Source organism: Streptomyces sp. NPDC059224, assembly GCF_042754285.1.
In the GTDB taxonomy this organism is placed as follows: Bacteria; Actinomycetota; Actinomycetes; order Streptomycetales; family Streptomycetaceae; genus Streptomyces.
On the sequence record NZ_JBHZAN010000056.1, the window covers coordinates 26,441 to 49,630 of the forward strand.

The window sequence follows — 23,190 nt, forward strand, 5'->3', positions numbered from 1 at the left end:
GCCTGCTCGGACGCGCACCCGAGCCGCCCGGGCCGTGCACCGGGCGCTCACGGTGCCGCGCCCGAAGCCGTGACCGACCGCAGCGCCTGGGCCACCGCGCCCTCCACCAGGGCGGGCAGCCCGGCCCGTCCTCGCTCCCGCACCGCGTCGGCGGCCAGGTCCCCGGCGGCGCGAACGGCCTCGGCCTCCCGCAGCGCGTCCCGTACGAACGGTTCGGCAGCCTGACGCCGTGTCTCCGGAGCCTGCTCCCGGGCGGCCGCCACGATGCCCGCGGCCTCTCGTCCGGCCTCCCGCCGGATCGTCTCCGCGGCCTCTTCCCCGGCCGCCCGGATCCGGGCGGCCTCCTGCTGTACGGCCGTCAGCCGGGCCAGGGCGGGGGCCAGCTCGGCCGCGCGTTCCGCTCCCCGGTCGGGGGGCACGCCGCTGACGGCCGCCCCCGGTGTCCCGGTCGGGCGGAACCGTTCCAGGAAGTCCCGCAGGCTCATGTCCCGGCCTCCTGCCGGTCGGCTGCTTTCCAGTTTCACCGTCCTCGTCCGCGTCCGCACCGGATAGGGCCTTCACGCCGTTCCATCAGGGCCGTTCGGCTCTGGACGGCCGGAGGCGGAGCATGAGACTGGAACGGTAGGCAACCCGAATGACTCCGGAGGCCACAGTGAACCAGCACGAGAACTTCTCCACCGGGGCCGAGGCACGACGTTCCCTGCCTTCCCGGCCCTGGAGCCCCGGCGAGGGCACCCGCCAGGACATGTTGGTGCGCTACCTGGGCGCCGTGGCCGCCGCGGCGGCCGAACACGCGGAGCCGGTGGGACAGCCGTCGCCTCCCCCGGTGAAGACCCCGCCCGAACCCGCGACCGGCTCCGGGGCGCCGTTGGTACGGGACGTGATGGAGGTGCCCGCCGTCTCCCTGCACGACGACCTGCGGTACCGGGAGATCGCCCGGCTGCTCGCGCGCGAGCACGTCGGTGCCCTGCCGGTCGTGGACGCACAGGACCGCGTGGTGGGCGTCGTCTCCGAGTCGGACCTGCTGGCGAAGGTGGCCATGGAGGCTTCCGGCCGCCGTCCCCGGCCGGTCGACAGGCTGCGCGAACGGCGGCTGCACGACAAGGCCCGGGGCGAGACCGCGGCCGACCTGATGACCAGTCCGGCGATCACCGTGCTGCCGGGTGCCACCGTCGCGGAGGCCGCATGGCTCGCCTCGCTGTCCCGGCTGAAGCGGATCCCGGTCACCGACCACGAGGGCCGGCTGGTCGGCGCCGTGGGCCGCGACGCACTCCTGCAGACCCTGATCAGGGACGACTCCGGGATACAGGCCGAGGTCGAGGACAGGATCCGGGCCGTCTGCCCTCCGGGCGACCGGACGTCGGTGGCGGTGACCGTGCACGACGGCATCGTGGAACTGTCGGGCCGGCTGCCGATGGCGACCGGGGCCCGGCTGGTGGCCGAGACCGAGGCGATCGCCGACGTGGTCGAGGTGAAGAACCTCCTGACCGCGGTCTGAGCCCCGGGGCCGCCATCATGTCCCGCACGGTCACCGTCGGTTTCGACGGTTCGCCGCAGAGCCGCGCCGCAGCCGACTGGGCGGCCCGTGAGGCGGGCCTGCGCGCCCTGCCCCTGAAGGTCCTGCACGTCCGCTACCCGGTGCCCGGGAACCGTGCGGCGCCGTCCGGCGCGGAGAGCGGGCACGAGCGGACCCACCGGGATCCGGCCGGGGACGCGGCGGAGCAGCTGCGCATGCGCCACCCCGGCGTGGAGGTGACCGCCGACCGGGTCACCGGTGACCCGGCCCTCGCCTTGGCCGAGGCCGCGGACGCCGCTGAGTTGCTGGTCCTGGGATCACGCGGCCTCGGCGGCCTCGGCGGGTTTCTCGTCGGCTCGGTCAGCCTCTTCGTCATCGCCCACACGGTCCGGCCCCTGACGCTGGTCAGGGCGGAAGGGCAGGCCACCTGGGACGACCGGGAAACGTCCGCCGAAGTCGACGGCCCGTCCGCCCCGGCCCCCTCCAGACCCGTGGTGGTCGGTCTGGACATCGGCGACGCGGACGGGACGCTGCTGGGGTTCGCCTTCGACGCCGCCGCGCGCCGGGGCGCGGTCCTGAGGGCCGTGCACGTCTGGACCGAGCCGCCCGGCGACTTCCGCCGCTTCGACGGCGTGCGGTTGCATGCCTCGCTCGCACGGCGGCAGGCCACCGCCCTGACCGACGCACTGCGTCCCTGGCGGCGGAAGTTCCCCGGCGTCGAGCGGAAGTTCCCCGGCGTCGAGGTGATCGAGACGAGCCGCTGCGGCAGCGCGGCCCAGGTGCTCGTCGACGCTTCCCGCGACGCTTGCCTGGCCGTCGTGGGCCGCCGGATCCGCACCAGCCCCCTCGGCACCCACATCGGCCACGTCACCCACGCCGTTCTCCATCACGTGGTCGCGCCGGTCGCCGTGGTCGCGCACGGCTGATGAGACACAGCGGCTGCGGGCTACGGGGCTGATGAGGCACAGCGGCTACGGGCTACGGGTGGGAAGCCGGCACGCCCCGGTCTTCCCGCGGGGCCGGCCAGGCCAGGGCCCGGGTGATGTCGGCGAGGGTGAGGATACCGACGAGACGGCCCTGGTCGAGGACGAGGGCGCGGCGCGCGGGGCTCTCCTGGAGCCGGGGCAGCAGGTCGACCACGGGCTCGTCCGACGTGGCGGTCACGACGTCGCCGAGGGGCCGCATGACGTCGCCGGCCGTCGTGTGCGTTCGCGCCTGCGCCGGCACGGTCTGCACACCGCGCAGGGTGAGGAGGCCGGTGACCGAACCGTCCGCGGCCAGGACCGGGTAGGCCGAATGCCGGTAGGGGCCGAAGGGGCCCTCGGCCAGGAAGTCGGAGAGGATCACCGTCTCGGGGACGACGACCGGGGCCGGCGTCATGACGCGGCGGACGGGGACGCCCTCCAGGACTCCCCGGATCTGCGCCTGGCGGGACTCGGCCGTGGCGGCGGCGATGAGGAACCAGCCGATCAGCGCGGGCCACAGGCCGGCCAGGTCCCCGGCGAACAGCACGTCCGCGAACCCGGTCAGCACCATGAACCAGCCCAGCGCCCGGCCCGCCGCCGAGGCCCCCCGGGTGGCGCGCAGCCGGTCCCCGGTGCGGTGCCACAGGTACGCCCGCAGCAGCCGGCCGCCGTCCAGCGGAGCGGCGGGCAGCGCGTTGAAGACGGCCAGCAGGATGTTGATCGCGCCCAGCCACGCGACCGCCTCGACCACCAGTCCGGTCACGTGCAACGCGTCCAGTCCCACGGCGGCTCCGGTCAGGACACCTCCGGCCAGCAGACTGGTGAGGGGACCCACACCCGCGATCCGCAGCTCGGCGGCCGGTGACGGGGCCTCACCCCGCAGCCGGGCCGCGCCGCCCAGCATCCACAGCGTGATGCCCTCCACCTCGACGCCGTTGCGCCGGGCGACCACGGCGTGCGCCAGTTCGTGCGCGAGCAACGAGAGGAGGAACACGACGGCGGTCAGCACGGCGAGACCCCAGTACGCGACCGGGGAGTGACCGGGGTGGGCGGCCGGCAACCGGCCGTGCGCCAGTGCCACGGTGATCAGCGCGACGATGACCAGGACGCTCCAGTGCAGACCGACCCGGACACCGGCGATCCGGCCGAGGGACAGCGACTCGTCCATGAACCTCGCCTCGCCTTCCGGCTCCCGCACGGTGCGGATCGCACCCGCGGCACCTACAGCGTGCGACGGCGGTGGCCGGCCCCGGAGGGGCCGACCGGCTCTCGTCGGGGACACTCGGCCCCCTGCCCGGGGCCCGGAGCCCGCCGGCCACGAGCCGGCGGGGGAAGCAGACCGGGACCACTCGGCCCAAGACCCGATAGGTCCGAAGCCGCAGTCTGGAGGTGTCCCGTCGCGTCGGCAGAGCCCTTGGAGGACGCCATGAACGGCACCCCGACCGTCGTGAGCGACATGATGACCCGTCAGGTCGTCGCCCTGCGCACCGGCGCGGTCTTCAAGGACATCGTGAAGGTCATGCACGAGTGGCGGGTCAGCGCCCTCCCCGTGCTGGACGAGACCGGTGCGGTCGTCGGCGTCGTCTCCGAGGCGGACCTGCTGCCCAAGGAGGAGTACGGCGACGGAGACATCGGCCGCTACGGGCGGGTCCGGTACCCCGCCGACGTCCGCAAGGCGGACGCGATGTCCGCGGCCGAGCTGATGACCACCCCGGCCGTCACCGTGCGGCCTGACGCCACCCTCGCCCACGCCGCCCGTCTCATGGCCCGCCACCGGGTCAAGCGACTCCCGGTCGTCGGCCGCGACGGCGCCCTGAACGGTATCGTCAGCCGCGCCGACCTGCTGAAGGTCTTCCTCCGGCAGGACCGGGACATCGCCGGGGAGGTGCGGCACAAGGTCGTCGCACGGCTCTTCGGCACGCACACCGACGCGATCCGGGTGGACGTGCACGACGGTGTCGTCACCATCGCCGGGCAGGTCGACGAGAGCGCCCTGATCCCCCTCGCCGCACGGCTCGCACGCGCCGTCCCCGGTGTGGTCGAGGTGAACTGCGCACTCACCGGGCCGCCGCGCCGCCCGGCCCCCGACGGGCGGTCAGGTACGCCCTGATCGGGCGGCACGGTCCACCGGTACGGAGCACTTCCCCGGTGGCCCGGTCCGTCAGTAGGCCTCGACCCCCTGCCTGCGGAACTGCCCCAGCACCCGCTCGACCAGTTCGGGTGACGGAACGGGGGTGTCGCGCAGCGGAAAGGGAACGCCGAGAGCCGTGTACTTCGAGGCCCCCAGTTTGTGGAAGGGGAGGACGTCGACCCGCTGCACCGCGGGGAGTCCGGCGACGAAACGGGCCAGGCCGTCGACGGGCTCCGGGGTGTCGGTCCAGCCCGGGACCAGGACGTAGCGGATCCACATCGGGACGCCGAGGCGGTCGAGGCGGGTCGCGAAGTCCAGGGTGGGCGTGAGTTCGCCGCCGGTGAGGGCGCGGTAGGTGGGGACGTCGAAGGACTTGATGTCCAGCAGGACCAGGTCGGTGTCGGCGAGGAGTTCGTCGTCGGCGCGGGCGCCGAGGAAGCCGGAGGTGTCCAGGGCGGTGTGCAGACCGGCCTCCTTGCAGCGGCGCAGTACCGCGCCCGCGAAGGCCGGCTGGAGGAGGGGCTCACCGCCGGTGAGAGTGACCCCGCCGCCGGCCGTGGTCACCAGGGCGTGGTATCTCTCGATCTCGGCCATCACCTCGTCCACCGTCGACTCGCGCCCGTCGCGCATGTGCCAGGTGTCCGGGTTGGCGCAGTACAGGCAGCGCAGCGGGCAGCCGCTGAGGAAGAGGACGAACCGGGTCCCGGGACCGTCCACGCCGGTGGACAGGTCCCAGGAGTGGATCCGGCCGCGCCGCACGGTGCTCACAGCGATCCGTGGAAGGTGCGGCTGATGACGTCGAGCTGCTGCTCGCGGGTCAGGCGGACGAAGTTGACGGCGTATCCGGAGACGCGGATCGTCAGGTCCGGGTACTTCTCGGGGTGTTCCATCGCGTCCTCCAGCGTCGTGCGGTCGAGGACGTTGACGTTCATGTGGAAGCCGCCGGCTGCCGTGTAGGCGTCGAGGATGCCCACCAGATTGCCCGCGCGCTCCGCCGGGTTGTGGCCCAGACCCTCGGGCGTGATGGTCGTGGTCAGGGAGATGCCGTCGCGGGCCTGTTCGTACGGCAGCTTGGCCACCGAGAGGGCCGAGGCGGCGACGCCGTGACGGTCGCGGCCGTTCATCGGGTTGGCACCGGGGGCGAAGGGCTGTCCGGCGAGGCGGCCGTCGGGAGTGTCGCCGGTGTGCTTGCCGTAGACGACGTTGGAGGTGATGGTGAGGACCGACTGGGTGTGTTCGGCGTTGCGGTACGTGGGGTACTGGCGGACCTTCGCCATGAAGGTCTCCACCAGGCCGACGGCGATGTCGTCCGCGCGGTCGTCGTTGTTGCCGTACGCCGGGAAGTCGCCCTCGGTCCGGAAGCCGACGGCGAGTCCGGCGGCGTCCCGGAACACCTTCACCCGCGCGTACTTGACGGCGGACAGGCTGTCGGCGGCGACCGAGAGGCCGGCGATGCCGCACGCCATGAAGCGGTGCACCGGGTAGTCGTGCAGGGCCATCTCGACGCGCTCGTAGGCGTACTTGTCGTGCATGTAGTGGATGACGTTGAGGGCGTTGACGTAGGTCCGGGCCAGCCAGTCCAGGACGTGGTCGTAGGCCTCCGAGAGTTCCTCGTGGTCGAGGTACTCGCCGGTCAGCGGGGGTGCCGAGGGGGCGATCTGTTCGCCGGTCATCTCGTCGCGGCCGCCGTTGATCGCGTACAGCAGGGCCTTGGCCAGGTTGACCCGGGCGCCGAAGAACTGCATCTGCCGGCCGACCTGCATCGCCGACACGCAGCAGGCGATCGCGGTGTCGTCGCCGGTGCGCGGGCGCATCAGCTCGTCGGACTCGTACTGGACGGCGCTGGTGTCGATGGAGACTCCCGCGCAGAACTCCTTGAAGGCGGCGGGCAGCCGGGACGACCAGAGGACGGTCAGGTTGGGCTCGGGGGCGGGGCCGAGGTTGTAAAGGGTCTGCAGGAAGCGGAAGGAGGTGCGGGTGACCAGGGTGCGGCCGTCCGCGCCCATGCCGCCGATGGACTCCGTGACCCAGGTCGGGTCGCCGGAGAACAGGGCGTCGTACTCAGGGGTACGCAGGAACCGCACGATCCGCAGCTTGATCACGAAGTCGTCGATCAGCTCCTGGGCGCGCGTCTCGTCGAGGACGCCGTCGGCCAGGTCCCGCTGGAGATAGACGTCGAGGAAGGTGGAGGTGCGGCCGAGCGACATCGCGGCGCCGTTCTGCTCCTTCACGGCGGCCAGGTAGCCGAGGTAGAGCCACTGCACCGCCTCGTGTGCCGTGGTGGCGGGGCGGGAGACGTCACAGCCGTAGCCGGCCGCCATCCGGGTCAGTTCGCCCAGCGCCCTTATCTGTTCGGCGAGTTCCTCCCGGTCGCGGATGACGTCGGAGCCGGACCCGCAGGCGTCGAGCTTGGCCCGGTCGGCTTTCTTGGCCTCCACCAGCCGACTGGTGCCGTAGAGCGCGACTCGCCGGTAGTCGCCGATGATCCGGCCACGTCCGTACGCGTCCGGGAGGCCGGTGATGACGCCCGCCCTGCGCGCGGCACGCATCTCGGGCGTGTAGGCGTCGAAGACGCCGTCGTTGTGGGTCTTGCGGTACGTGCCGAAGACGCGGGTCACGAAGGGATCGGGCTCGTAGCCGTACGCGCGCAGCCCGTTCTCCACCATGCGCAGGCCGCCGTTGGGCATGATCGCGCGCTTGAGGGGGGCGTCGGTCTGGAGGCCGACGATCAGTTCGCGGTCGCGGTCGATGTAGCCGGGGGCGTGGGAGGTGATCGTGGAGGGGGTGGCCGTGTCGACGTCGAGGATGCCCCGGCGACGCTCCTCGGGGAAGAGCGAGCTGACCTTCGCCCAGACCGTTCGGGTGCGGTCGGTGGGGCCGCTCAGGAACTCCGGGCCGCCCTCGTACGGTGTGTAGTTGGCCTGGATGAAATCGCGTACGTCGATCTGTTCGCGCCAGCGGGTGCCTGCGAAGCTTCGCCAGGCGTCCGTCGCCGTGCGGTCGCCGGTTGTCGTGGTTGCGGTCATCGTGGTTCCTCTCCCCTTCGCTCACCTGGGATGCTCGTCGCCCGCCGCGCGCGGCGGGAGTGCCGTCCGGTCCCCACGGCGGGGCCGGACGGCCCTGGGACCCGTCACCCGCCGTCGAGGTCCGGCCGGACGAGCGTGCCCGAGCGGGCATGGACGATCTCGTACGCCGCGTCCAGGGCGCCGATGGCGGCCAGCCCTCCGGTGCGCTCCACGAAACGGGCGGCCGCCTCCGCCTTGGGTCCCATGGAGCCCTCGGGGTATCCCGCGCCGCGCAGCCGGGCCGGGGTGGCGTCGAGCACCGGCCGCTGGTCCGGGGTGCCGTAGTCCGCGTACACGCAGGGGACGTCCGTGAGGATGAGCAGGAAGTCGGCCTTCAGTTCCTCGGCGAGCAGGGCGGCGGTGAGGTCCTTGTCGACGACCGCCTCGACGCCGGTGAGAGCCCCCGAGACACGGTCGGCGGTGACGGGGACGCCTCCGCCGCCGGCGCATATCACCAGCGTGCCGGCGGCGAGGAGTTCGCGGATTGTCTCGATCTCGACGATGCCCCGCGGCGACGGAGAGGGCACGACGCGGCGCCAGCCCCCGCCGTCCGGCCCCGTTCGCCAGCCGCGGCGCCGTGCGAGTGCCTTGGCGACGTCCTGGCCGTAGACCTGGCCGACGAACTTGGCGGGGTGCTCGAAGGCCGGGTCGTCGGCCCGGACCAGGGTATGCGTGACCAGGGTGGCGACACGGCGGCCGGGCAGGGCGTTGTGCAGGGCTCGGGCCAGCAGGGCGCCGATCAGGCCCTGGGTCTCGGCACCCAGCATGTCGAGCGGGTAGGCGATGGTGAGGGCGGGGTCGGCAGCGCTCTCCATGGCGAGCAGGCCGATCTGCGGTCCGTTGCCGTGCGTGATGACCAGTTCGTGGTCGTGGGCGAGCGCGGCGAGGGCGGTGACGACCCGGTCGACGTTCTCCTGCTGCACGGCCGCTTCGGGGCGGTCGCCCCGGCGCAGCAGGGCGTTGCCGCCGAGGGCGACGACGATACGCATGGCTCAGTCCTCCAGGGTGGCGACGAGTACGGCCTTGATCGTGTGCAGCCGGTTCCCCGCCTGGCCGAGGGCGATCGGCGCAGGGCGACGAGAGGACCTCGTCGTCGCCCTCCGGGCCGTCCAGGCCGTGGGCGGAACGCGGGTCCCGGCCCAGGCAGGTGCCGCGGTCGTGCAGGCAGGCAGGCCGTGCATGGACCTCACGTCGGGACTGCCGGTGCCGGCCGGCGTCATATCGGGATCCTGGACATGGCCGTGCTCCTTGTGCGTGGCGCCGTGGACGAATCGATGCGAAACCGATCGTTCGCGCCACGGAGGGGTGTGAGGAGTGGCCTTACGGGTTCAGGGACGTACTGAAGGTCCCCGGCTGCCGGGACCGTTCGGCCCATGTCCGGTCCGGGATGTCCGCCGCACGCTGGCAGTACCAGTCAGTACGCCCTGCCGGGAGGTAACCATGCTCACCACACCGACGCCCACGATGCTGCGTGCGCTTCCCGCCGAACACCGGGAACGGCTGATGCGCGTCGCCCGGGAGGTCTCGTTCCCTCAGGGGGCCCGGCTCTTCGAGGAAGGCGCTCGCGCCGACCGGTTCTGGATCATCCGTTCCGGCCGGGTCGGACTGGACATGCACGTTCCCGGCCGCCGGGCGGCCGTCGTCGAGGACCTCGGCCACGACGAGCTGATCGGCTGGTCCTGGCTGTTCGCACCCCATGTGTGGCACCTGGGCGCCGAGGCCACCACACCGGTGCGGGCCTACGAGTTCGACGCCGTCGCCGTCCGCTCCATGTGCCAGGACGACCCGGCACTGGGGAACACCGTGAGCCAGTGGGTGGGCCAGGTGCTCGCACACCGTCTGCGTGCCGCCCGTACCAGCCTGCTGGACCTGTACGCACCGTACGGCGCCGACGCCGGCGTCTGAGGACGTGTCCCCGCACCTTCGGTTCTCCCTGGGAGTGACCATGCACGGCACACCGCACATCGTGAGCGACGTCATGACGCAGACCGTCGTCAGCGTCGGACCGCAGGCGCCTTTCAAGGAACTCGTGCGGCTCATGCGGGACTGGCAGGTCAGCGCCCTGCCGGTCGTCGAGGGCGAGGGCCGCGTCGTCGGCGTCGTCTCCGAGGCGGACCTCCTGCTCAAGGAGGAGTTCCGGGACGGCGACCCGGACCTCCCCCCGTCTCGGCCGCGCCGGACGGCCGGCCTGACGAAGGCCGGCGCGGTGACGGCGGAACAGCTGATGACCTCCCCCGCGCTCACCACCCGCCCGGACGCCACCCTCGCCGACGCCGCCCGCACCATGGCACGGTCCAAGGTCAAGCGTCTCCCCGTGGTGGACCAGTTCGGTCTGCTCCAGGGCGTGGTCAGCCGGGCCGACCTACTCAAGGTCTTCCTGCGCGAGGACGAGGAGATCGCCGAGGAGGTACGGCGCGAGGTGGTCTCCTATCTCTTCCCGCCGCCCTCCTCGGTGCTGCACGTCGACGTCCACGAAGGGGTGGTGAAGCTCGTCGGCCGGATCCGGGACAACGCTCTCGTGCCTGTCGCGGCGCGGCTGGTGCGGGCGGTCGAAGGAGTGGTGGACGTCGAATTCGAGCTGACGGGCAACCGTCCGGAGGAGGCAAGTGGGGCCGGTCGGCCCTAGTACGACCGGCCCGGGCGGGCGATGATCGACCCGGGCGGTACGCAGTCCGCCCTTCAGTCGGGGAACAAGGGGACCTCAATGACACAGCCGCGCACCTTCTCGGAACAGGACCCGATCCGCGTGTTCCTGCTGGACGACCACGAGGTCGTCCGGCGCGGCATCACCGACCTCCTGGACGCGGAATCCGACATCGCGGTCGTCGGCGACGCCGGCACCGTCCAGCACGCGCTCGCCCGCGGCCCGGCACTGCGCCCGCACGTCGCCGTCCTGGACGTCCGCCTGCCCGACGGCGACGGCATCACGGTCTGCCGGGAGCTGCGCGACCAGATGCCGGAGCTGGCCTGCCTCATGCTGACCTCGTTCGACGACGAGGACGCCCTCCTCGACGCGATCATGGCCGGGGCCTCCGGCTACGTCCTCAAGCAGATCAAGGGCTCCGACCTGGTCTCCGCGGTTCGCACCGTCGCCTCGGGCCAGTCGATGCTGGACCCCGCGACCACGGCCCGCCTCATGCGCTCCCTGCGCGCCGACCCCGCCGAGACCCCGTCCGTGGCACCCGAGCTGGCGGGCCTCTCGCCCCGCGAGCGGGACATCCTCGCCCTCATCGGCGACGGCCTGACCAACCGCGAGATCGGCAAGAAGCTCTACCTCTCCGAGAAGACCGTCAAGAACCACATCTCCCGACTCCTCGCCAAGCTGGGCGTCCAGCGCCGCGTCCAGGCCGCCGTGCTCGCCTCCCACCTGGACCAGCCGGAGACCGGGGACCGGCCGGCGAGGTGAGCCGAACGGAGAGCCGGGTGGGCCGAACGGCCCCTGCCGCCGCCCGAGACGCTGGGCAGCCGCCGCCCCACCCGTCCCACGACGTCGCGGGGCGGCCCGGTCGGGGAGGGAGGCGCCATGCCCGCCACGGCTCCCGACGCGTTCACCCTGGAGAAACTGGTCGCAGCCGTTGCCGCGCCGTCGGTCGTCCACAACACTCAGCCGTGGCGCTTGCGTCTGCGCCTCGGCACGCTCACCCTCCAGATACGGGCCGCCACCGACCGCGCGATGCGCCACATCGACCCGACCGGCAGGGCCCTGCACGTCTCGGTCGGCTGCGCCCTCTTCGATCTCAGGGCCGCGGCCGCCCACTTCGGCTGGGAGCCGGTGTACCGGCTGCTGCCCTGCCCGGAGCAACCGGACCTGCTGGCCACGGTGCGTCTGGCCGGTGCGAGCAGGACGTCGGTATCCCCGGCCCCGCACGAAGCGGTGTGGCGGCGCCACAGCAGCCGTTTCCCCTTCTCTGACCGCGCGCTGCCCGCCACCGTGGTCACGGAACTCCGCGACGCCGCACGTGCCGACGATGCCGATCTCCACCCCGTGTCGCCCACGGACGTGAGTCCCCTTCTCCGGCTGGTCAGTGAGGCCGGACATCATCGGCGTCCGGGCGCGCTGACCGCGGTCCCGCGGCAGGCTCTCGGACACGTCCTGCTGGCTGTCACCGTGCAGGAAATGCGGGCCTCGCTGCTCCACCAGGCGCTGGAGTGGCCCGATCTGCGGGACCGGCTGCTCCCGCCGGCGAACGGGCGGCGTCGCCCCGCTCAGATGGTGATACGTGCCGGACACGGCCCGGAGGGACCCGCGTCGCCGCGTCTGCCGGTGCCGCCGGTCCGCCCGGGCCGTCCGGACCCGTCCGGTGACCCATGGCCCAGTGACCGCGCCCCTCGCGCGGGAAAACGTGGGAGGTGCGGTTTCCGAAGCACGGGCGCGAGCGACGAGGAGCGTTCTGATGGCGAAGGCATATCTGGTGGGCAGCGGGATCGCGGCGCTCGCCGCGGCGGCGTTCCTGATCCGCGACGGCGGCTTCGAGGGTCCGGACATCCACCTCTTCGAGGAGCAGATGGGCATTGGGGGCAGCCTGGACGCGGGCGGCACCGCCGAGGCCGGCTACACCATGCGCGGCGGGCGGATGTTCGAGGCCGAGTTCCGCTGCACGTACGACCTGTTGTCCGGCATTCCCACGCTGGACGATGCCTCGGTGTCGGTGACGCAGGAGATCATGGCCGGGCACGAGGCGTTCGCCTGGGACGACATCGCCCGGCTGGTCGACGGTGACGGGAAGATCGTCGACACCCGATCGATGGGGTTCTCCGAGCGCGACCGGCTGGACCTGGTCCGGTGTCTGGCCGCTCCAGAGGCTCACCTGGACGACAGGCGGATCAACGACTGCTTCGGCGAGCACTTCTTCACCACGAACTTCTGGTTCATGTGGTGCACCACGTTCGCCTTCCAGCCCTGGCACAGCGTGATCGAGTTCCGCCGGTACCTGCGCCGCTTCATCCACCTGTTCCCGCAGCTCGGCTCCATGTCCGGCATCCACCGGACCCGGTACAACCAGTACGACTCGATCGTGTGCCCCCTGGCGGCCTGGCTGCGCGGGCGCGGCGTGACCATCCACCCCGGATGCACGGTCACCGACCTCGACTTCGCCCCCGGGGAGGACGGCAGGACGGTGCGGGCCGTCCGCGTGTCCCGGGCCGACCACGAGGAGCGGATCGCCGTAGCCCCCGAGGACCTGGTCCTGGTGACCAACGGCTCCATGACCGACGCCTCCAGCCGCGGCACGCACACCTCTCCACCGCCGCCGCCTCCCCAGCGCTCGGACGCCTGGCTGCTCTGGCACCGGCTGGCCCGGGGCCACCGTGACTTCGGGAACCCCGACGCCTTCGACAGGCACGTGAAGGAGTCCCGCTGGGAGTCCTTCACCGTCACCGCCACGGACCCCGCCTTTCTCGACGCCCTGGCCGAGTTCAGCGGGCGGGCCACCGGCAGGGGCGGGCTGATGACGTTCACCGACTCCAACTGGCTGCTCACCATCGTCGCCAACCGCCAGCCCGTCTACCGCGACCAGCCGGACGGCGTCTGGGTCTGGTGGGGCTACGGCCTCTTCCCCGGCCGCGCCGGCAACCACACGCCCAAGCCCATGACCATGTGCTCGGGCCGGGAGATCCTCGAAGAGGTCCTGCACCACCTGCACTTCGGCGAACGCACCAGCGCCCGTGTCCTCGAGACGTCCACGGTCATCCCGTGCGTGATGCCCTACATCACCAGCCAGTTCCTGAACCGCCGCCGTGACGACCGCCCCGCCGTCGTGCCCGAGGGCTCGGTCAACCTCGCCTTCATCGGACAGTTCGCCGAGGTGCCGGACGACGTCGTCTTCACCGTCGAGTACTCCGTACGCACGGCGTGGACCGCGGTGTCCCGGCTGCTGCACCTCGACCGGCAGCCGCCTGCCGTCTACAAGGGCCACCACGATCCCCGCGTCCTGGCGGCCGCACTGGAGACCATGCACCACCGCTGAAGCACGCCCCCGGGGCGGGGCACACGGGCCGACCGGGACCTCGGGAGCCGGGCCGACCGCCGGACGGCGCATCGTGGACTCTGTGCGCCGCCGCTGACCGTGACAGAGACCTCGCAGCGGGCCGTGGGCGCTGCTCACGCACGATGCCGCCGCCTTCGGGCCCGCCGCCGGCCGGACCCTGCTCGAACGGCGGCGACGGTCACGATGGGGCCGACCGGCCCATCGCAGGGGACCGCCAGCACCTGGCCAGCGGGCTTCGGCGGGCGTTCGCTGGAGGAGCATCCAGCCGAAGCCCGACGGAGGAGACCGAGATCATGGTCCGTTACGTGTACGACTTCGCAGAAGGCGGCCGCGACCAGGCCGGACTGCTCGGCGGCAAAGGGGCGAACCTGGCCGAGATGACCAGGCTGGGGCTGCCGGTGCCGCCCGGTTTCACCGTGACCACCGAGGCCTGCCGGACGTTTCTGAGCGCCGGGAACGAGCCGTGCGGGCTGGCCGAGGAGATCTCCGAGCACCTGGCGGCTGTGGAGAACACGGCCGGCCGGAGGCTGGGGCAGGCCGACGACCCGCTGCTGCTGTCCGTCCGCTCCGGTGCACGCTTCTCCATGCCCGGCATGATGGAGACGATCCTGGACATCGGCCTCGGCGACGACTCCGTGCTCGGTCTGGCGAAGGTGTCGGGGAACGAGCGCTTCGCCTGGGATTCCTACCGCCGCCTGGTGCAGATGTTCGGCAGCACGGTGATGGGCGTCGACAGCAACGTGTTCGAGAGCGCCCTGTCCGACCTCAAACGTTCCCGGGGCGCGGCCGACGATCTGGGCCTGGACGCCGCCGACCTGGCCGAACTCGTCGAGACGTACAAGACCCTGATCCGCAGGGAGACCGGCGAGGACTTCCCGCAGTCCCCGGACGAGCAACTGCGGCGGGCGGTGCTCGCCGTCTTCGAGTCCTGGAACGGCGAGCGGGCCCGCGTCTACCGGCGCCGCGAACGCATCCCGGACGACCTCGGCACGGCGGTGAACGTGCAGACCATGGTCTTCGGCAATCTCGGCGCCGACTCGGGCAGCGGTGTCGCCTTCACACGCGATCCCGCCACCGGGCGCCCCGGACTGTACGGCGACTACCTGCCGAACGCCCAGGGCGAGGACGTCGTGGCCGGCATCCGCAACACCGTCTCCCTGGCGGACCTGGAGAAGCTCGATCCCGTCTCGTACGCGCAGCTGCGCGGTCACATGGAGACCCTGGAGACGCACTACCGGGATCTGTGCGACATCGAGTTCACCATCGAGCGCGGCCGGCTGTGGATGCTTCAGACCCGGGTCGGCAAGCGAACGGCCGAGGCCTCGTTCGCCATCGCCTCCGAGCTGGTGGACGAGGGACTGATCAGCCCGGCCGAGGCGCTGGGACGGGTCGCCGGGGAAGGCCTGGCCCGGCTGATGTTCCCCCGTTTCGACACCTCCGCCGTCGGCGAGGCGCTCGCGCACGGCCTTCCGGCCTCACCGGGCGCGGCCGTGGGTCAGGCCGTCTTCGACTCCGCCGAGGCCGTCCGCCGCGCCGCGGCCGGCGACCAGGTGGTACTCGTCCGCCAGGAAACCGCCCCCGACGACCTGCCGGGCATGATCGCCGCCCAGGCGGTGCTCACCAGCCGCGGCGGCAAGACGAGCCATGCGGCCGTGGTCGCCCGTGGCATGGGCACGGTGTGCGTCTGCGGCGCCGAGGAGATCACCGTGGACACCGCGTCGCGTCGCTTCACGGTGGGTGACGTGACCGTCGAGGAGGGCACGGTCATCTCCGTCGACGGCTCCGAGGGGGCCGTGTATCTGGGCTCGGCTCCGCTGGTGGACTCCGCCGTGATGCGGTACTTCGAGTCGGGCGAGCGGTCGGCCGGGCTGGTCGACTCCGTGGCCCGTGCCATGGAACAGGCCGATCGCGTCGCCCGGCTGGAGGTGCGGGCGAACGCCGACACCCCGGAGGACGCGGCCCGCGCCCGGCGGTTCGGCGCACGGGGCATCGGGCTGTGCCGTACCGAGCACATGTTCCTCGGCGACCGGCGCAAGCTGGTCGAGGCGATGATCCTGGCCCGCGACGAGAACGAGCGCAAGGACGCGCTCGGCGCGTTGCTGCCGCTCCAGCGCCAGGACTTCATCGGCATCCTGGAGGCGATGGACGGCCTGCCGGTCACCATACGGCTCATCGATCCGCCCCTGCACGAGTTCCTGCCCGACCGCACCGACCTCGCCGTACGGATCGCCGCCGCCGAGGCCCGGGGCGAACAGCCGGACCCGCACGAAGTCGAGTTGCTGGCCGCGGTCAGCCGGATGCACGAGGAGAACCCGATGCTCGGCCTGCGCGGCGTGCGCCTGGGCCTGGTGGTGCCCGGTCTGGTCGCCATGCAGGTACGGGCGATCGCCGAGGCCGTCGTGGCGCGCACGCGTGCCGGGGGCGCCCCGGAGGCGGAGATCATGGTGCCGTTGGTGGGCGCCGTCGAGGAACTGCGCATCGAGCGGGCCGAGGTGGAGCGGGTGCTCGCCGAGGTGTCCGAGGAGACCGGCGTGCCCGTGCACTGCCCGATCGGCACCATGATCGAGCTGCCCCGTGCCGCGCTCACCGCGGGCCCGATCGCCGGGGAGGCGGAGTTCTTCTCCTTCGGCACGAACGACCTGACCCAGACCACCTGGGGTTTCTCCCGCGACGACGTCGAGGCGGCGTTCTTCTCCGCCTACCTGGACAAGGGCATCTTCGCCACCTCTCCCTTCGAGACCCTCGACCGCGACGGGGTGGGCCGGCTGGTCCGGATCGCCGTCGACGAGGGCCGCGCCGCCCGCCCCGACCTGAAGATCGGCGTCTGCGGCGAGCACGGCGGCGACCCCGGCTCCGTCCACTTCTTCCACCAGGCCGGGCTGGACTACGTCTCCTGCTCGCCCTTCCGTGTCCCGGTCGCCCTGCTGGAGGCCGGACGGGCCGCGCTGTCCGGGACGGCGGCGAGCGACAGCAGGTGAGCGCCGGGCCGGGGCTCGCGTCCCCGAGCCCCGGCAGAAAGGAGGTGGGTGCCATGCCCCGTATCGTCGGTGAGGTCATGACCTCCGATGTCGTCGAAGCGCACCCGGAGACGTCGTTCAAGGACGTCGTCCGGCTGCTGGACCGGCACCGGATCAGCGGCCTGCCCGTCGTGGACCGCGACGACAAGGTCGTGGGTGTCGTCTCGCAGACGGACCTGATCCGTCACCAGGTGACCCGGTCCCCGGACGACCGCACCCGGCGGGCACGGAGACAGCCGTCCACCCGCCTCAGGCATCCTCGCTCCGGTGCCGTCGCCCACGCTCTCACGGCACGGGAACTGATGTCGACGCCCGCGATCACCGTCCATCCGGAACAACGCATAGCGGATGCCGCACGGGTGATGGAGCGGCACGGCGTCGAGCGTCTTCCCGTCGTGGACGAGGAGGACCGGCTGATCGGCATCGCCACGCGGCGGGACCTGCTGCGGGTCTTCCTGCGTACGGACGACGAGATCGGTCAGGAGGTCCGCGACGACGTACTGGACCGCGCGCTCGGTCTCCCGGCAGGCAGCGTGACCGTCTCGGTCAGGGAGGGCATGGTCACGCTGACGGGAGCCGTACCGCACCACGGCGACGTTCCGAACGCGATCCGGTTGACGTACCGGGTGGACGGAGTGGTCGGTGTCGTCAACAGCCTGGCCCTCCGCGCCGACGACGCGGCTTCCTCCGGAGTGCGCCACGACTAGGCCGGACGTCGGGAGACCCGGCTCCCGGGGCCCTGGGCCGATCAGTGCCCGCCGGAGCCAGACGGGACCGGGGTGCCACACGTCTCGGTGACCCGCCCGGTGACCAGCGGGCTCAAGGCCCTCGCCGACCACGAGGGGCTCGGGCAGGAGCTCCTGCGGCGGCCCGAGAACCGTCGTCTGGTCGTGGCCGCATGCCTTTGCCGACCTTCCAGGGGCTGGACGTGCCCGGACGCTCCCGCACGACGCGTGGGGGCTGCAACGAACGACGGAAGTGACGCGCGGGAGCGGGTGCGGAACGATAGAAGCGAGGTACGGGATCGACGTGGCGAGACCGGGCACCTCGGGTCCATGGCCTTCGTGGCCTTCGTCCGGGGCCACGGTGGACGAGCCGGCAGGACGGGCGGTGACCGACATGCGCGATGCCATCCCATTCAGCGGAAGCCCGGGCACACCGCCCGATCCGGTGGGCCCGGCCACGGCGGTCGTCGACGACCGGGGAGTCGTGACGGGTTGGAGTCCCGGTGCCCGGCTCGTGCTCGCCCACGCGTGTCAGGAGACCCTCGGCAGTCCCCTCGACCGTCGGATCGCCTCGGAAGCGAGGAGCGAGGAGTCCCTTACGGCCACCGTCGCGCACGTCCGCGAGGCTCTGGGCCGGGACAGCCGGTCCCTGGAGGCGCAGGGGCGGCTGAATCCGTCGGTCAATCGCAGAGCCGCTCCCAGCGGGTCCTCATCGTGACGCCACCGCACCAGTCACGACCGGACCTGGCGACGGCCTACGAGGCGTTCACGCAGTGTCAGCTACCGGTGATGGTGTACGACGACGAGCTGCGAGCGGTGCGAGCGAGCGCCGGCGCCGCACGTGAGCTCGGGCTGAGTGAGAAATGGATGCGGGGCCAACGCGTCACCGAGATCCTCCCGCACCACCTCTGCAACCGGGTCGAAGACGGCATGGAACGGGTGCTCATGTCGGGCGAGACCGAGCACTTCCATGTGCGGGGCAGAGCCCGGCCGGATGTATCGGAGAAGGTCTACTCCGTCACCGTGTCCCCGCTCGTCACACCGGCGGGCCAGATACGACACGTGGAGGTCTCCGCGCTCGACGTCAGCGAACAGTACCTGGCCAGAGAACGGCTCGCACTGCTGAACGAAGTCAGCACACAGGTGGGGAGCAGCCTGGACGTGATGCGCACGGCCCAGGAAATGGCCGACTTCGCGGTGGGCCGGCTCGCGGACTTCGTCACCATCGACCTGCTCGACTCCCTGTTCCGCGGCGTCGAACCGAAGCCTTCCGCAACGGGTGCGGTCCCGCTGCGCCGTGCGGCACAGCAGTCGGTCCTTCCCGGTGTGCCCGAAGCGTTGATCAAACCGGGAGACGTGGACGACTACCCCGCCTCCGCACCCCCCGGCCGCTGCCTGGCCACCGGCAGATCCTCACTGCACAGCATCGAGGACGACGCGACCAGAGGCTGGATACGGGCCGATCCCGGGCGGGCGGCCGTGGTCCGCAGGTTCGGCATCCACTCCCTCATGGTCATTCCGCTGCGCGCCCGCGGCATCACCCTCGGCCTGGCGGTCCTCGTCCGGCACCGACGCGGGGACCCGTTCACCCGCGACGACCTGCTGCTCGCCGAGGAGATCGCCGCGCGCGCCGCGGTGGCCGTGGACAACGCCCGCCGCTACACGCTCGAACGCGGCACCGCGCTCGCCCTCCAGCGCAGCCTCCTGCCCCGGCGCATCTCGGCCCAGGACGCGGTAGAGGTGGCCCACCGCTACCTCCCGGCCCGTACCCGGGCCGGGTTGGGCGGCGACTGGTTCGACGTGATCCCGCTCTCCGGCGCGAGGGTCGCGCTGGTAGCGGGCGACGTGGTGGGCCACGGACTACGCGCGTCGGCCACCATGGGACGGCTGCGGACCGCTGTGCGCACGCTGGCCGACGTCGAGCTTCCCGCCGACGAACTGCTCACCCATCTCGACGACCTGGTCATCCTTCTGGCCTCGGAGGAGGAGGGCAGCGCGGACCACGAGTCGGACCTTCCCATCGCCGCCGACGTCATCGCCACCTGCCTGTACGTGGTCTACGACCCGGTATCCCGTCGGTGCACGGCTGCCAGCGCGGGCCACCCGCCCCCCGCCGTCGCCAAGCCGGACGGCCCGGCGGAGTTCGTCGACGTGCCGCCCGGCCCACCGCTAGGTGTGGGAGGGCTGCCCTTCGAGGCGGTCGAGTGGGAGCTGCCACCGGGCAGCCTCCTGACGCTGTACACAGACGGACTGATCCAGGGCCCCGAGCACGACCTGGCCAAGGGACAGGCTCGGCTGCTCCGATGTCTTGAGCAGCCCGTCCCCCAGCTTCTGGAACCCCTCTGCGACGAGGTGGTAGGGCGTCTGCTGCCCGCACAGCCCGAGGACGACGTCGCGCTGCTCGTCGCCCGTACCCGGGTGCTCGACGCTGACCGAGTCGCCACCTGGGACCTGCCTCCCGACCCGGCCCTCGTCGCCGACGCCCGCGCCCGGGTGCTGGACCGGCTGGAGGCCTGGCACCTGTCGGACGCAGCCTTCACGGCCGAGCTGGTGGTCAGCGAACTGGTCACGAACGCCATCCGCTACGGACAGCCGCCCATCCAGCTCCGGCTGATCCGGGGGACCACACTGCTCTGCGAGGTCTCCGACGCCAGCGGCACCGCCCCGCACCTGCGGCGCGCCCGCACCTACGACGAGGGCGGTCGCGGCCTGCTGCTCATCGCCCAGCTCGCTCGCCGCTGGGGCACCCGCCACCAGCCCCCCGGAAAGACCATCTGGGCCGAGATCGAGCTGACGGAGCCAGACACCTGACCACCGACGTGTGGCCACCGACTGACTCTGACGAAAGCTGTTGATCACGGGACCGCAGGCTTGTCTGCTCGCTGGTGCGGTCGGGGGAAACGTCAGCCGCAGCCCGACCGTGTCGGATGAACTGTGGGCGCTGATCCAACCGTTGCTGCCCGTGCCGGCGCCGAAGCTGGTCGAGGACAGACCTCCGGCATCGTGTTCGTGCCGCGCACCGGCATCCCCACCTCATCACCCACCTCCTGTCCTGCCCGACAAGATCCCGCCTGTCGACGGACGAGTCGGCAGGCCGCGTCGGCACCCCGGTGCACTGCCGGCCGATCCCGGCGGCGACCACGACACGTACCGGCGCTTGCTCTGGGTCCGCGGGATCCGACCGGTCATCGCGAAGCGGGGCGAGCCCCACGGCACCGGCCTGGGCCTCTTCCGCCACGTCGTCGAGCGCACGTGCCGCGCCTCGCGACAGCGCGGCGGACGCCCCCTGAGCACCGGGCCGAACAACCCCCGGCCGGCTCCCACGATAGGGCCGGTCGGCCCTACGACCATGCCCGCGGTACGAGGAGGATGACCAGATGTCCCGGGACAACGACTTTCGCGCACTCGACCGCCTGGAGTGTCTACGCCTGCTCGCCAAGGTGCCGGTCGGTCGCGTGGTCTACACCCGGCACGCGCTGCCTGCAGTACTTCCTGTCAACTTCTCGCTGGACGCCGATTCCTCGGTGCTCTTGTGCACCGCCCCGAATTCGGAACTGGTCCGTGCCGTCGAAGGCGTCGTGGTCGCCTTCGAGGCGGATGAATTCGATGCAGAGAACCGGTCCGGCTGGAGTGTGGTCGTCACCGGACGGGCCACCGTGGTGAGCAGCTCCGCGGAACGCGCGCGGCTGTCACAGACAGGCCCCCGCTCATGGATGCCGACACCGGAGCCGGTGTTCGTCCGGATCGATTGCGAGATGATCACCGGGCGCGAACTAGGGCATCGACAGCGTCCTGAGGTCCCACCGGAGCAGCCACCGGACGGCTGACACAGGCCAGGCCGTCCGAGGCCGGAGTCGTCAGCCGGACGTCACCACCTCCGCGCCCCGCCGGTCCAGCCGAGTTGTCCGCAACCACGCGCCAGTTCTGCGAGGGGTCTCGTCGGTCAGACTCGTGCGCATGTGCTCGGACGATAACCGAGAGCAGGACGCGGCGGTGCCTGGCCGACAGGCGAACGGTCTTCCCGCCGATGGTGACGTGACGCTCGGACCACAGTGCCGACGGCCGGGAACGGGCGGACCGCCGGACGTCAGGCGTCGGTGTCCGACCCGCGGGGTCGGGCCGTCCAGGAGACACCGCGCCCGGTTCAGATCCGAACCCACCACCGACGAACTCCCCGACACCGTCGCCCACGCCCTTTGGGTACGGAGCCGCCACGCTTCCCGTCGTTCGTCCACCGCTGACGTCGGCTCGTCGTCGGTCCCCACGGACGGGCGGCGCCCGGGAAGTCCAGCACGGACGAACAGTCCGTCGACGAGGCGGTAGCTGGAGCTCGGGGAGAGACAACGACACTGTGCCGGGATGAGGCGGTGTCACGGTGGGCACCGAGGCGAGCGGAGCCCGGCCCTGACGGGCAGGCCGGCGGTCGCCGTCGTCGCGGTGGTCGCCGGTTTCGCCACGGCGGTCGCAGGAGGGTCTCAGCAGATCTCCACCACGAACAGGCCGTGGTTGTCGCGCGGGGCCGCGGCGTCACTATCCGGCCTGGGCGGGATAGTCACCGGCGGCCAGGTCCGCCATCAGGCTCGGGTGGGTGGGCTCCCAGCCGAACCGCTTCTGGGTCAGCGCACTCGAGGATGGCATGTCGAGGGCGAACAGCCGGCCTATGAGGCCGAGGTTGTCCGGTGACGTCGACTCGACCGGCACCGCGAGCACGTCGCCGATCGCCTCGGCCAGCCACCGCATGGTGTCGCCCTCGTCGGCAACCGCGTGCAGGACCGTGCCGGGTGCAGCGTCCTCGAGGGCGATGCGGAACAGCCGGGCGGCATCGAGGCGGTTGACCGCCGGCCAGCGTTGAGTGCCGTCGCCCACGTACATGGACACGCCTGTTTTCCGCGCGGCGGCAATGAGTACCGAACAGAAGCCGTAGTGCGTCGCGCGTTGATGCACGGAGCGCGGCAGCCGTACGACGGAGGAGCGGACCCCCTGGTCGGCCAGGTTCAGCACTGTCTGTGAGTTGCGACCGCGGCCACCGACGGGGCCGTCGGTGGTGTCGGGGTCATCCTCGGTGGAGATGTGGCCCGGTTCCATCGGTGTGAGGCCGGCGTGCACGAAGGGTTTCCCGCTGCCTGCGAGTGCGTCGGCGAGGGTCTGGATGGCTTCGGTCTCGGCTTCGATGCACGGCTGCAAGTTGCTCCAGTCGTTTCCAAAGGCCAGGTTGATGACGCCATCTGCCTGGGCGGCGCCTGCCCCGGAGCCTGTCCAGGTCGGTGAGGTCGCCGCGGAGGGGCGTCGCGCCGGCGGTGGAGACGGCCGTAGCCGCAGCGTCGGAACGAACGAGGCCCAGGACTTCGTGGCCGGCAGCGATGAGTTCGGGAACTACAACTGAGCCAATGCTGCCGCTGGCTCCTGTGACGAACACGCGCATGGGAGGCTCCGGATTGCTGATGCGACGCTGTGTCGCGGAAAAGGAAGTGACGGCCGAATCGCGGGCCGACGGTGCTCGCCTCCGAATTCCCCCGACGAGGCGACTGCCTTTCCCCGGTCCGACTCGGCATTTCGGCAACGCATACCTACTGTTATGCGGTATTGAGCCTTTTCCATCTTCACCCTGAGCAGGTCAGACGAAGGGTGAGTACGGCCTGGACGAGGCTGGTGATTCGGGTGGTCGAGCACCGCAGTTTGCTGAGGAGCCGCCAGGATTTGAGGGCGGTGGGGGCGGCGGGGGGGGGGGCGCGGGGCCGGGGGCCGCCCCCCCCCCCCCCGCCGGGCCGGCGGCAGGGGCAGCGG

At 71.8% G+C, this 23,190-nt stretch carries 16 protein-coding genes and 3 pseudogenes; 12 read left to right on the plus strand and 7 right to left on the minus strand.

Annotated elements, in window-relative coordinates; genetic code table 11:
* Nucleotides 1–47 precede the first annotated feature (47 nt).
* A complete protein-coding gene (locus tag ACFXI4_RS40290; RefSeq protein WP_385001344.1) occupies nucleotides 48–485 on the minus strand; it encodes a hypothetical protein in 438 nt (145 codons plus the stop codon).
* A gap of 167 nt (nucleotides 486–652) precedes the next feature.
* Between ACFXI4_RS40290 and ACFXI4_RS40295 the strand changes: the two genes are divergently transcribed.
* Together ACFXI4_RS40295 and ACFXI4_RS40300 are read left to right on the plus strand one after the other, a co-directional pair.
* A complete protein-coding gene (locus ACFXI4_RS40295) occupies nucleotides 653–1,498 on the plus strand; it encodes a CBS domain-containing protein (RefSeq protein WP_385001347.1) in 846 nt (281 codons plus the stop codon).
* Between the two features lie 17 nt (nucleotides 1,499–1,515).
* Nucleotides 1,516–2,442 (plus strand): universal stress protein, encoded by a 927-nt coding sequence (locus ACFXI4_RS40300; RefSeq protein ID WP_385001350.1) that lies wholly within the window; start codon nucleotides 1,516–1,518, stop codon nucleotides 2,440–2,442.
* Between the two features lie 52 nt (nucleotides 2,443–2,494).
* Here the strand turns inward: ACFXI4_RS40300 and ACFXI4_RS40305 are convergent, their stop codons facing one another.
* Nucleotides 2,495–3,679 carry a site-2 protease family protein gene (locus ACFXI4_RS40305; protein WP_385001353.1) on the minus strand — a complete coding sequence of 395 codons (1,185 nt, stop codon included), beginning with the start codon at nucleotides 3,677–3,679 and terminating at the stop codon, nucleotides 2,495–2,497.
* A gap of 228 nt (nucleotides 3,680–3,907) precedes the next feature.
* Here ACFXI4_RS40305 and ACFXI4_RS40310 point away from each other — a divergent pair, with 228 nt between their 5' ends.
* Nucleotides 3,908–4,591, plus strand: coding sequence for a CBS domain-containing protein (locus tag ACFXI4_RS40310; protein ID WP_385001356.1), 684 nt, complete (start codon nucleotides 3,908–3,910; stop codon nucleotides 4,589–4,591).
* Nucleotides 4,592–4,642: 51 nt separating this feature from the next.
* On the opposite strand, the gene pflA is transcribed toward ACFXI4_RS40310, so the two are convergent.
* The 3 genes from pflA to ACFXI4_RS40325 all read right to left on the minus strand — a co-directional run bounded on the left by pflA (nucleotide 4,643) and on the right by ACFXI4_RS40325 (nucleotide 8,666).
* Nucleotides 4,643–5,380 (minus strand): pyruvate formate-lyase-activating protein, encoded by a 738-nt coding sequence (gene pflA / locus ACFXI4_RS40315; protein WP_362727478.1) that lies wholly within the window; start codon nucleotides 5,378–5,380, stop codon nucleotides 4,643–4,645.
* The gene (gene pflB / locus ACFXI4_RS40320) at nucleotides 5,377–7,638 is read right to left on the minus strand and encodes a formate C-acetyltransferase (RefSeq protein WP_385001359.1); all 2,262 of its coding nucleotides are present in this window, start codon (nucleotides 7,636–7,638) and stop codon (nucleotides 5,377–5,379) included. The genes pflA and pflB overlap by 4 nt, the downstream gene beginning before the upstream one ends.
* A gap of 104 nt (nucleotides 7,639–7,742) precedes the next feature.
* Nucleotides 7,743–8,666 carry a carbamate kinase gene (locus ACFXI4_RS40325; RefSeq protein ID WP_385001362.1) on the minus strand — a complete coding sequence of 308 codons (924 nt, stop codon included), beginning with the start codon at nucleotides 8,664–8,666 and terminating at the stop codon, nucleotides 7,743–7,745.
* A 451-nt stretch (nucleotides 8,667–9,117) separates the two neighbouring features.
* Here ACFXI4_RS40325 and ACFXI4_RS40330 point away from each other — a divergent pair, with 451 nt between their 5' ends.
* The 9 genes and pseudogenes from ACFXI4_RS40330 (at nucleotide 9,118) to ACFXI4_RS40370 (ending at nucleotide 21,233) form a co-directional block, all read left to right on the plus strand.
* Nucleotides 9,118–9,582, plus strand: coding sequence for a cyclic nucleotide-binding domain-containing protein (locus ACFXI4_RS40330; RefSeq protein WP_362729657.1), 465 nt, complete (start codon nucleotides 9,118–9,120; stop codon nucleotides 9,580–9,582).
* A 40-nt stretch (nucleotides 9,583–9,622) separates the two neighbouring features.
* On the plus strand, nucleotides 9,623–10,303 hold the full coding sequence (locus tag ACFXI4_RS40335; RefSeq protein ID WP_385001365.1) for a CBS domain-containing protein: 681 nt from the start codon (nucleotides 9,623–9,625) through the stop codon (nucleotides 10,301–10,303).
* A 78-nt stretch (nucleotides 10,304–10,381) separates the two neighbouring features.
* A complete protein-coding gene (locus ACFXI4_RS40340; RefSeq protein ID WP_385001368.1) occupies nucleotides 10,382–11,083 on the plus strand; it encodes a response regulator in 702 nt (233 codons plus the stop codon).
* A 937-nt stretch (nucleotides 11,084–12,020) separates the two neighbouring features.
* Nucleotides 12,021–13,643, plus strand: coding sequence for an oleate hydratase (locus ACFXI4_RS40345; protein WP_385001371.1), 1,623 nt, complete (start codon nucleotides 12,021–12,023; stop codon nucleotides 13,641–13,643).
* 314 nt (nucleotides 13,644–13,957) lie between these two features.
* Nucleotides 13,958–16,642: a pyruvate, phosphate dikinase gene (gene ppdK / locus ACFXI4_RS40350; RefSeq protein WP_385001374.1), complete on the plus strand. Its 2,685-nt coding sequence runs from the start codon at nucleotides 13,958–13,960 to the stop codon at nucleotides 16,640–16,642.
* A gap of 53 nt (nucleotides 16,643–16,695) precedes the next feature.
* Nucleotides 16,696–17,388, plus strand: a complete 693-nt coding sequence (locus ACFXI4_RS40355; protein ID WP_385001377.1) for a CBS domain-containing protein — start codon at nucleotides 16,696–16,698, stop codon at nucleotides 17,386–17,388.
* Between the two features lie 732 nt (nucleotides 17,389–18,120).
* A complete protein-coding gene (locus tag ACFXI4_RS40360; RefSeq protein WP_385001380.1) occupies nucleotides 18,121–20,217 on the plus strand; it encodes a SpoIIE family protein phosphatase in 2,097 nt (698 codons plus the stop codon).
* A 241-nt stretch (nucleotides 20,218–20,458) separates the two neighbouring features.
* Nucleotides 20,459–20,656: pseudogene (locus tag ACFXI4_RS40365) on the plus strand (IS5/IS1182 family transposase); the annotation flags it as partial.
* Between the two features lie 127 nt (nucleotides 20,657–20,783).
* Nucleotides 20,784–21,233 (plus strand): pyridoxamine 5'-phosphate oxidase family protein, encoded by a 450-nt coding sequence (locus ACFXI4_RS40370; protein WP_385001383.1) that lies wholly within the window; start codon nucleotides 20,784–20,786, stop codon nucleotides 21,231–21,233.
* A gap of 703 nt (nucleotides 21,234–21,936) precedes the next feature.
* Here ACFXI4_RS40370 and ACFXI4_RS40375 read toward each other — a convergent pair.
* Together ACFXI4_RS40375 and ACFXI4_RS40380 are read right to left on the minus strand one after the other, a co-directional pair.
* Nucleotides 21,937–22,828 (minus strand): annotated as a pseudogene (locus tag ACFXI4_RS40375) (SDR family oxidoreductase).
* Nucleotides 22,829–23,006: 178 nt separating this feature from the next.
* Nucleotides 23,007–23,190, minus strand: a pseudogene (locus ACFXI4_RS40380) (hypothetical protein); the annotation flags it as partial.

Bases quoted from the DNA above. Each gene is read 5' to 3' on its own strand.
- ACFXI4_RS40290 (WP_385001344.1), bottom strand. From the start codon at position 485: ATGAGCCTGCGGGACTTCCTGGAACGGTTCCGCCCGACCGGGACACCG.
- ACFXI4_RS40300 (WP_385001350.1), top strand. From the start codon at position 1,516: ATGTCCCGCACGGTCACCGTCGGTTTCGACGGTTCGCCGCAGAGCCGC.
- ACFXI4_RS40310 (WP_385001356.1), top strand. From the start codon at position 3,908: ATGAACGGCACCCCGACCGTCGTGAGCGACATGATGACCCGTCAGGTC.
- pflB (WP_385001359.1), bottom strand. From the start codon at position 7,638: ATGACCGCAACCACGACAACCGGCGACCGCACGGCGACGGACGCCTGG.
- ACFXI4_RS40325 (WP_385001362.1), bottom strand. From the start codon at position 8,666: ATGCGTATCGTCGTCGCCCTCGGCGGCAACGCCCTGCTGCGCCGGGGC.
- ACFXI4_RS40330 (WP_362729657.1), top strand. From the start codon at position 9,118: ATGCTCACCACACCGACGCCCACGATGCTGCGTGCGCTTCCCGCCGAA.
- ACFXI4_RS40335 (WP_385001365.1), top strand. From the start codon at position 9,623: ATGCACGGCACACCGCACATCGTGAGCGACGTCATGACGCAGACCGTC.
- ACFXI4_RS40340 (WP_385001368.1), top strand. From the start codon at position 10,382: ATGACACAGCCGCGCACCTTCTCGGAACAGGACCCGATCCGCGTGTTC.
- ppdK (WP_385001374.1), top strand. From the start codon at position 13,958: ATGGTCCGTTACGTGTACGACTTCGCAGAAGGCGGCCGCGACCAGGCC.
- ACFXI4_RS40355 (WP_385001377.1), top strand. From the start codon at position 16,696: ATGCCCCGTATCGTCGGTGAGGTCATGACCTCCGATGTCGTCGAAGCG.
- ACFXI4_RS40370 (WP_385001383.1), top strand. From the start codon at position 20,784: ATGTCCCGGGACAACGACTTTCGCGCACTCGACCGCCTGGAGTGTCTA.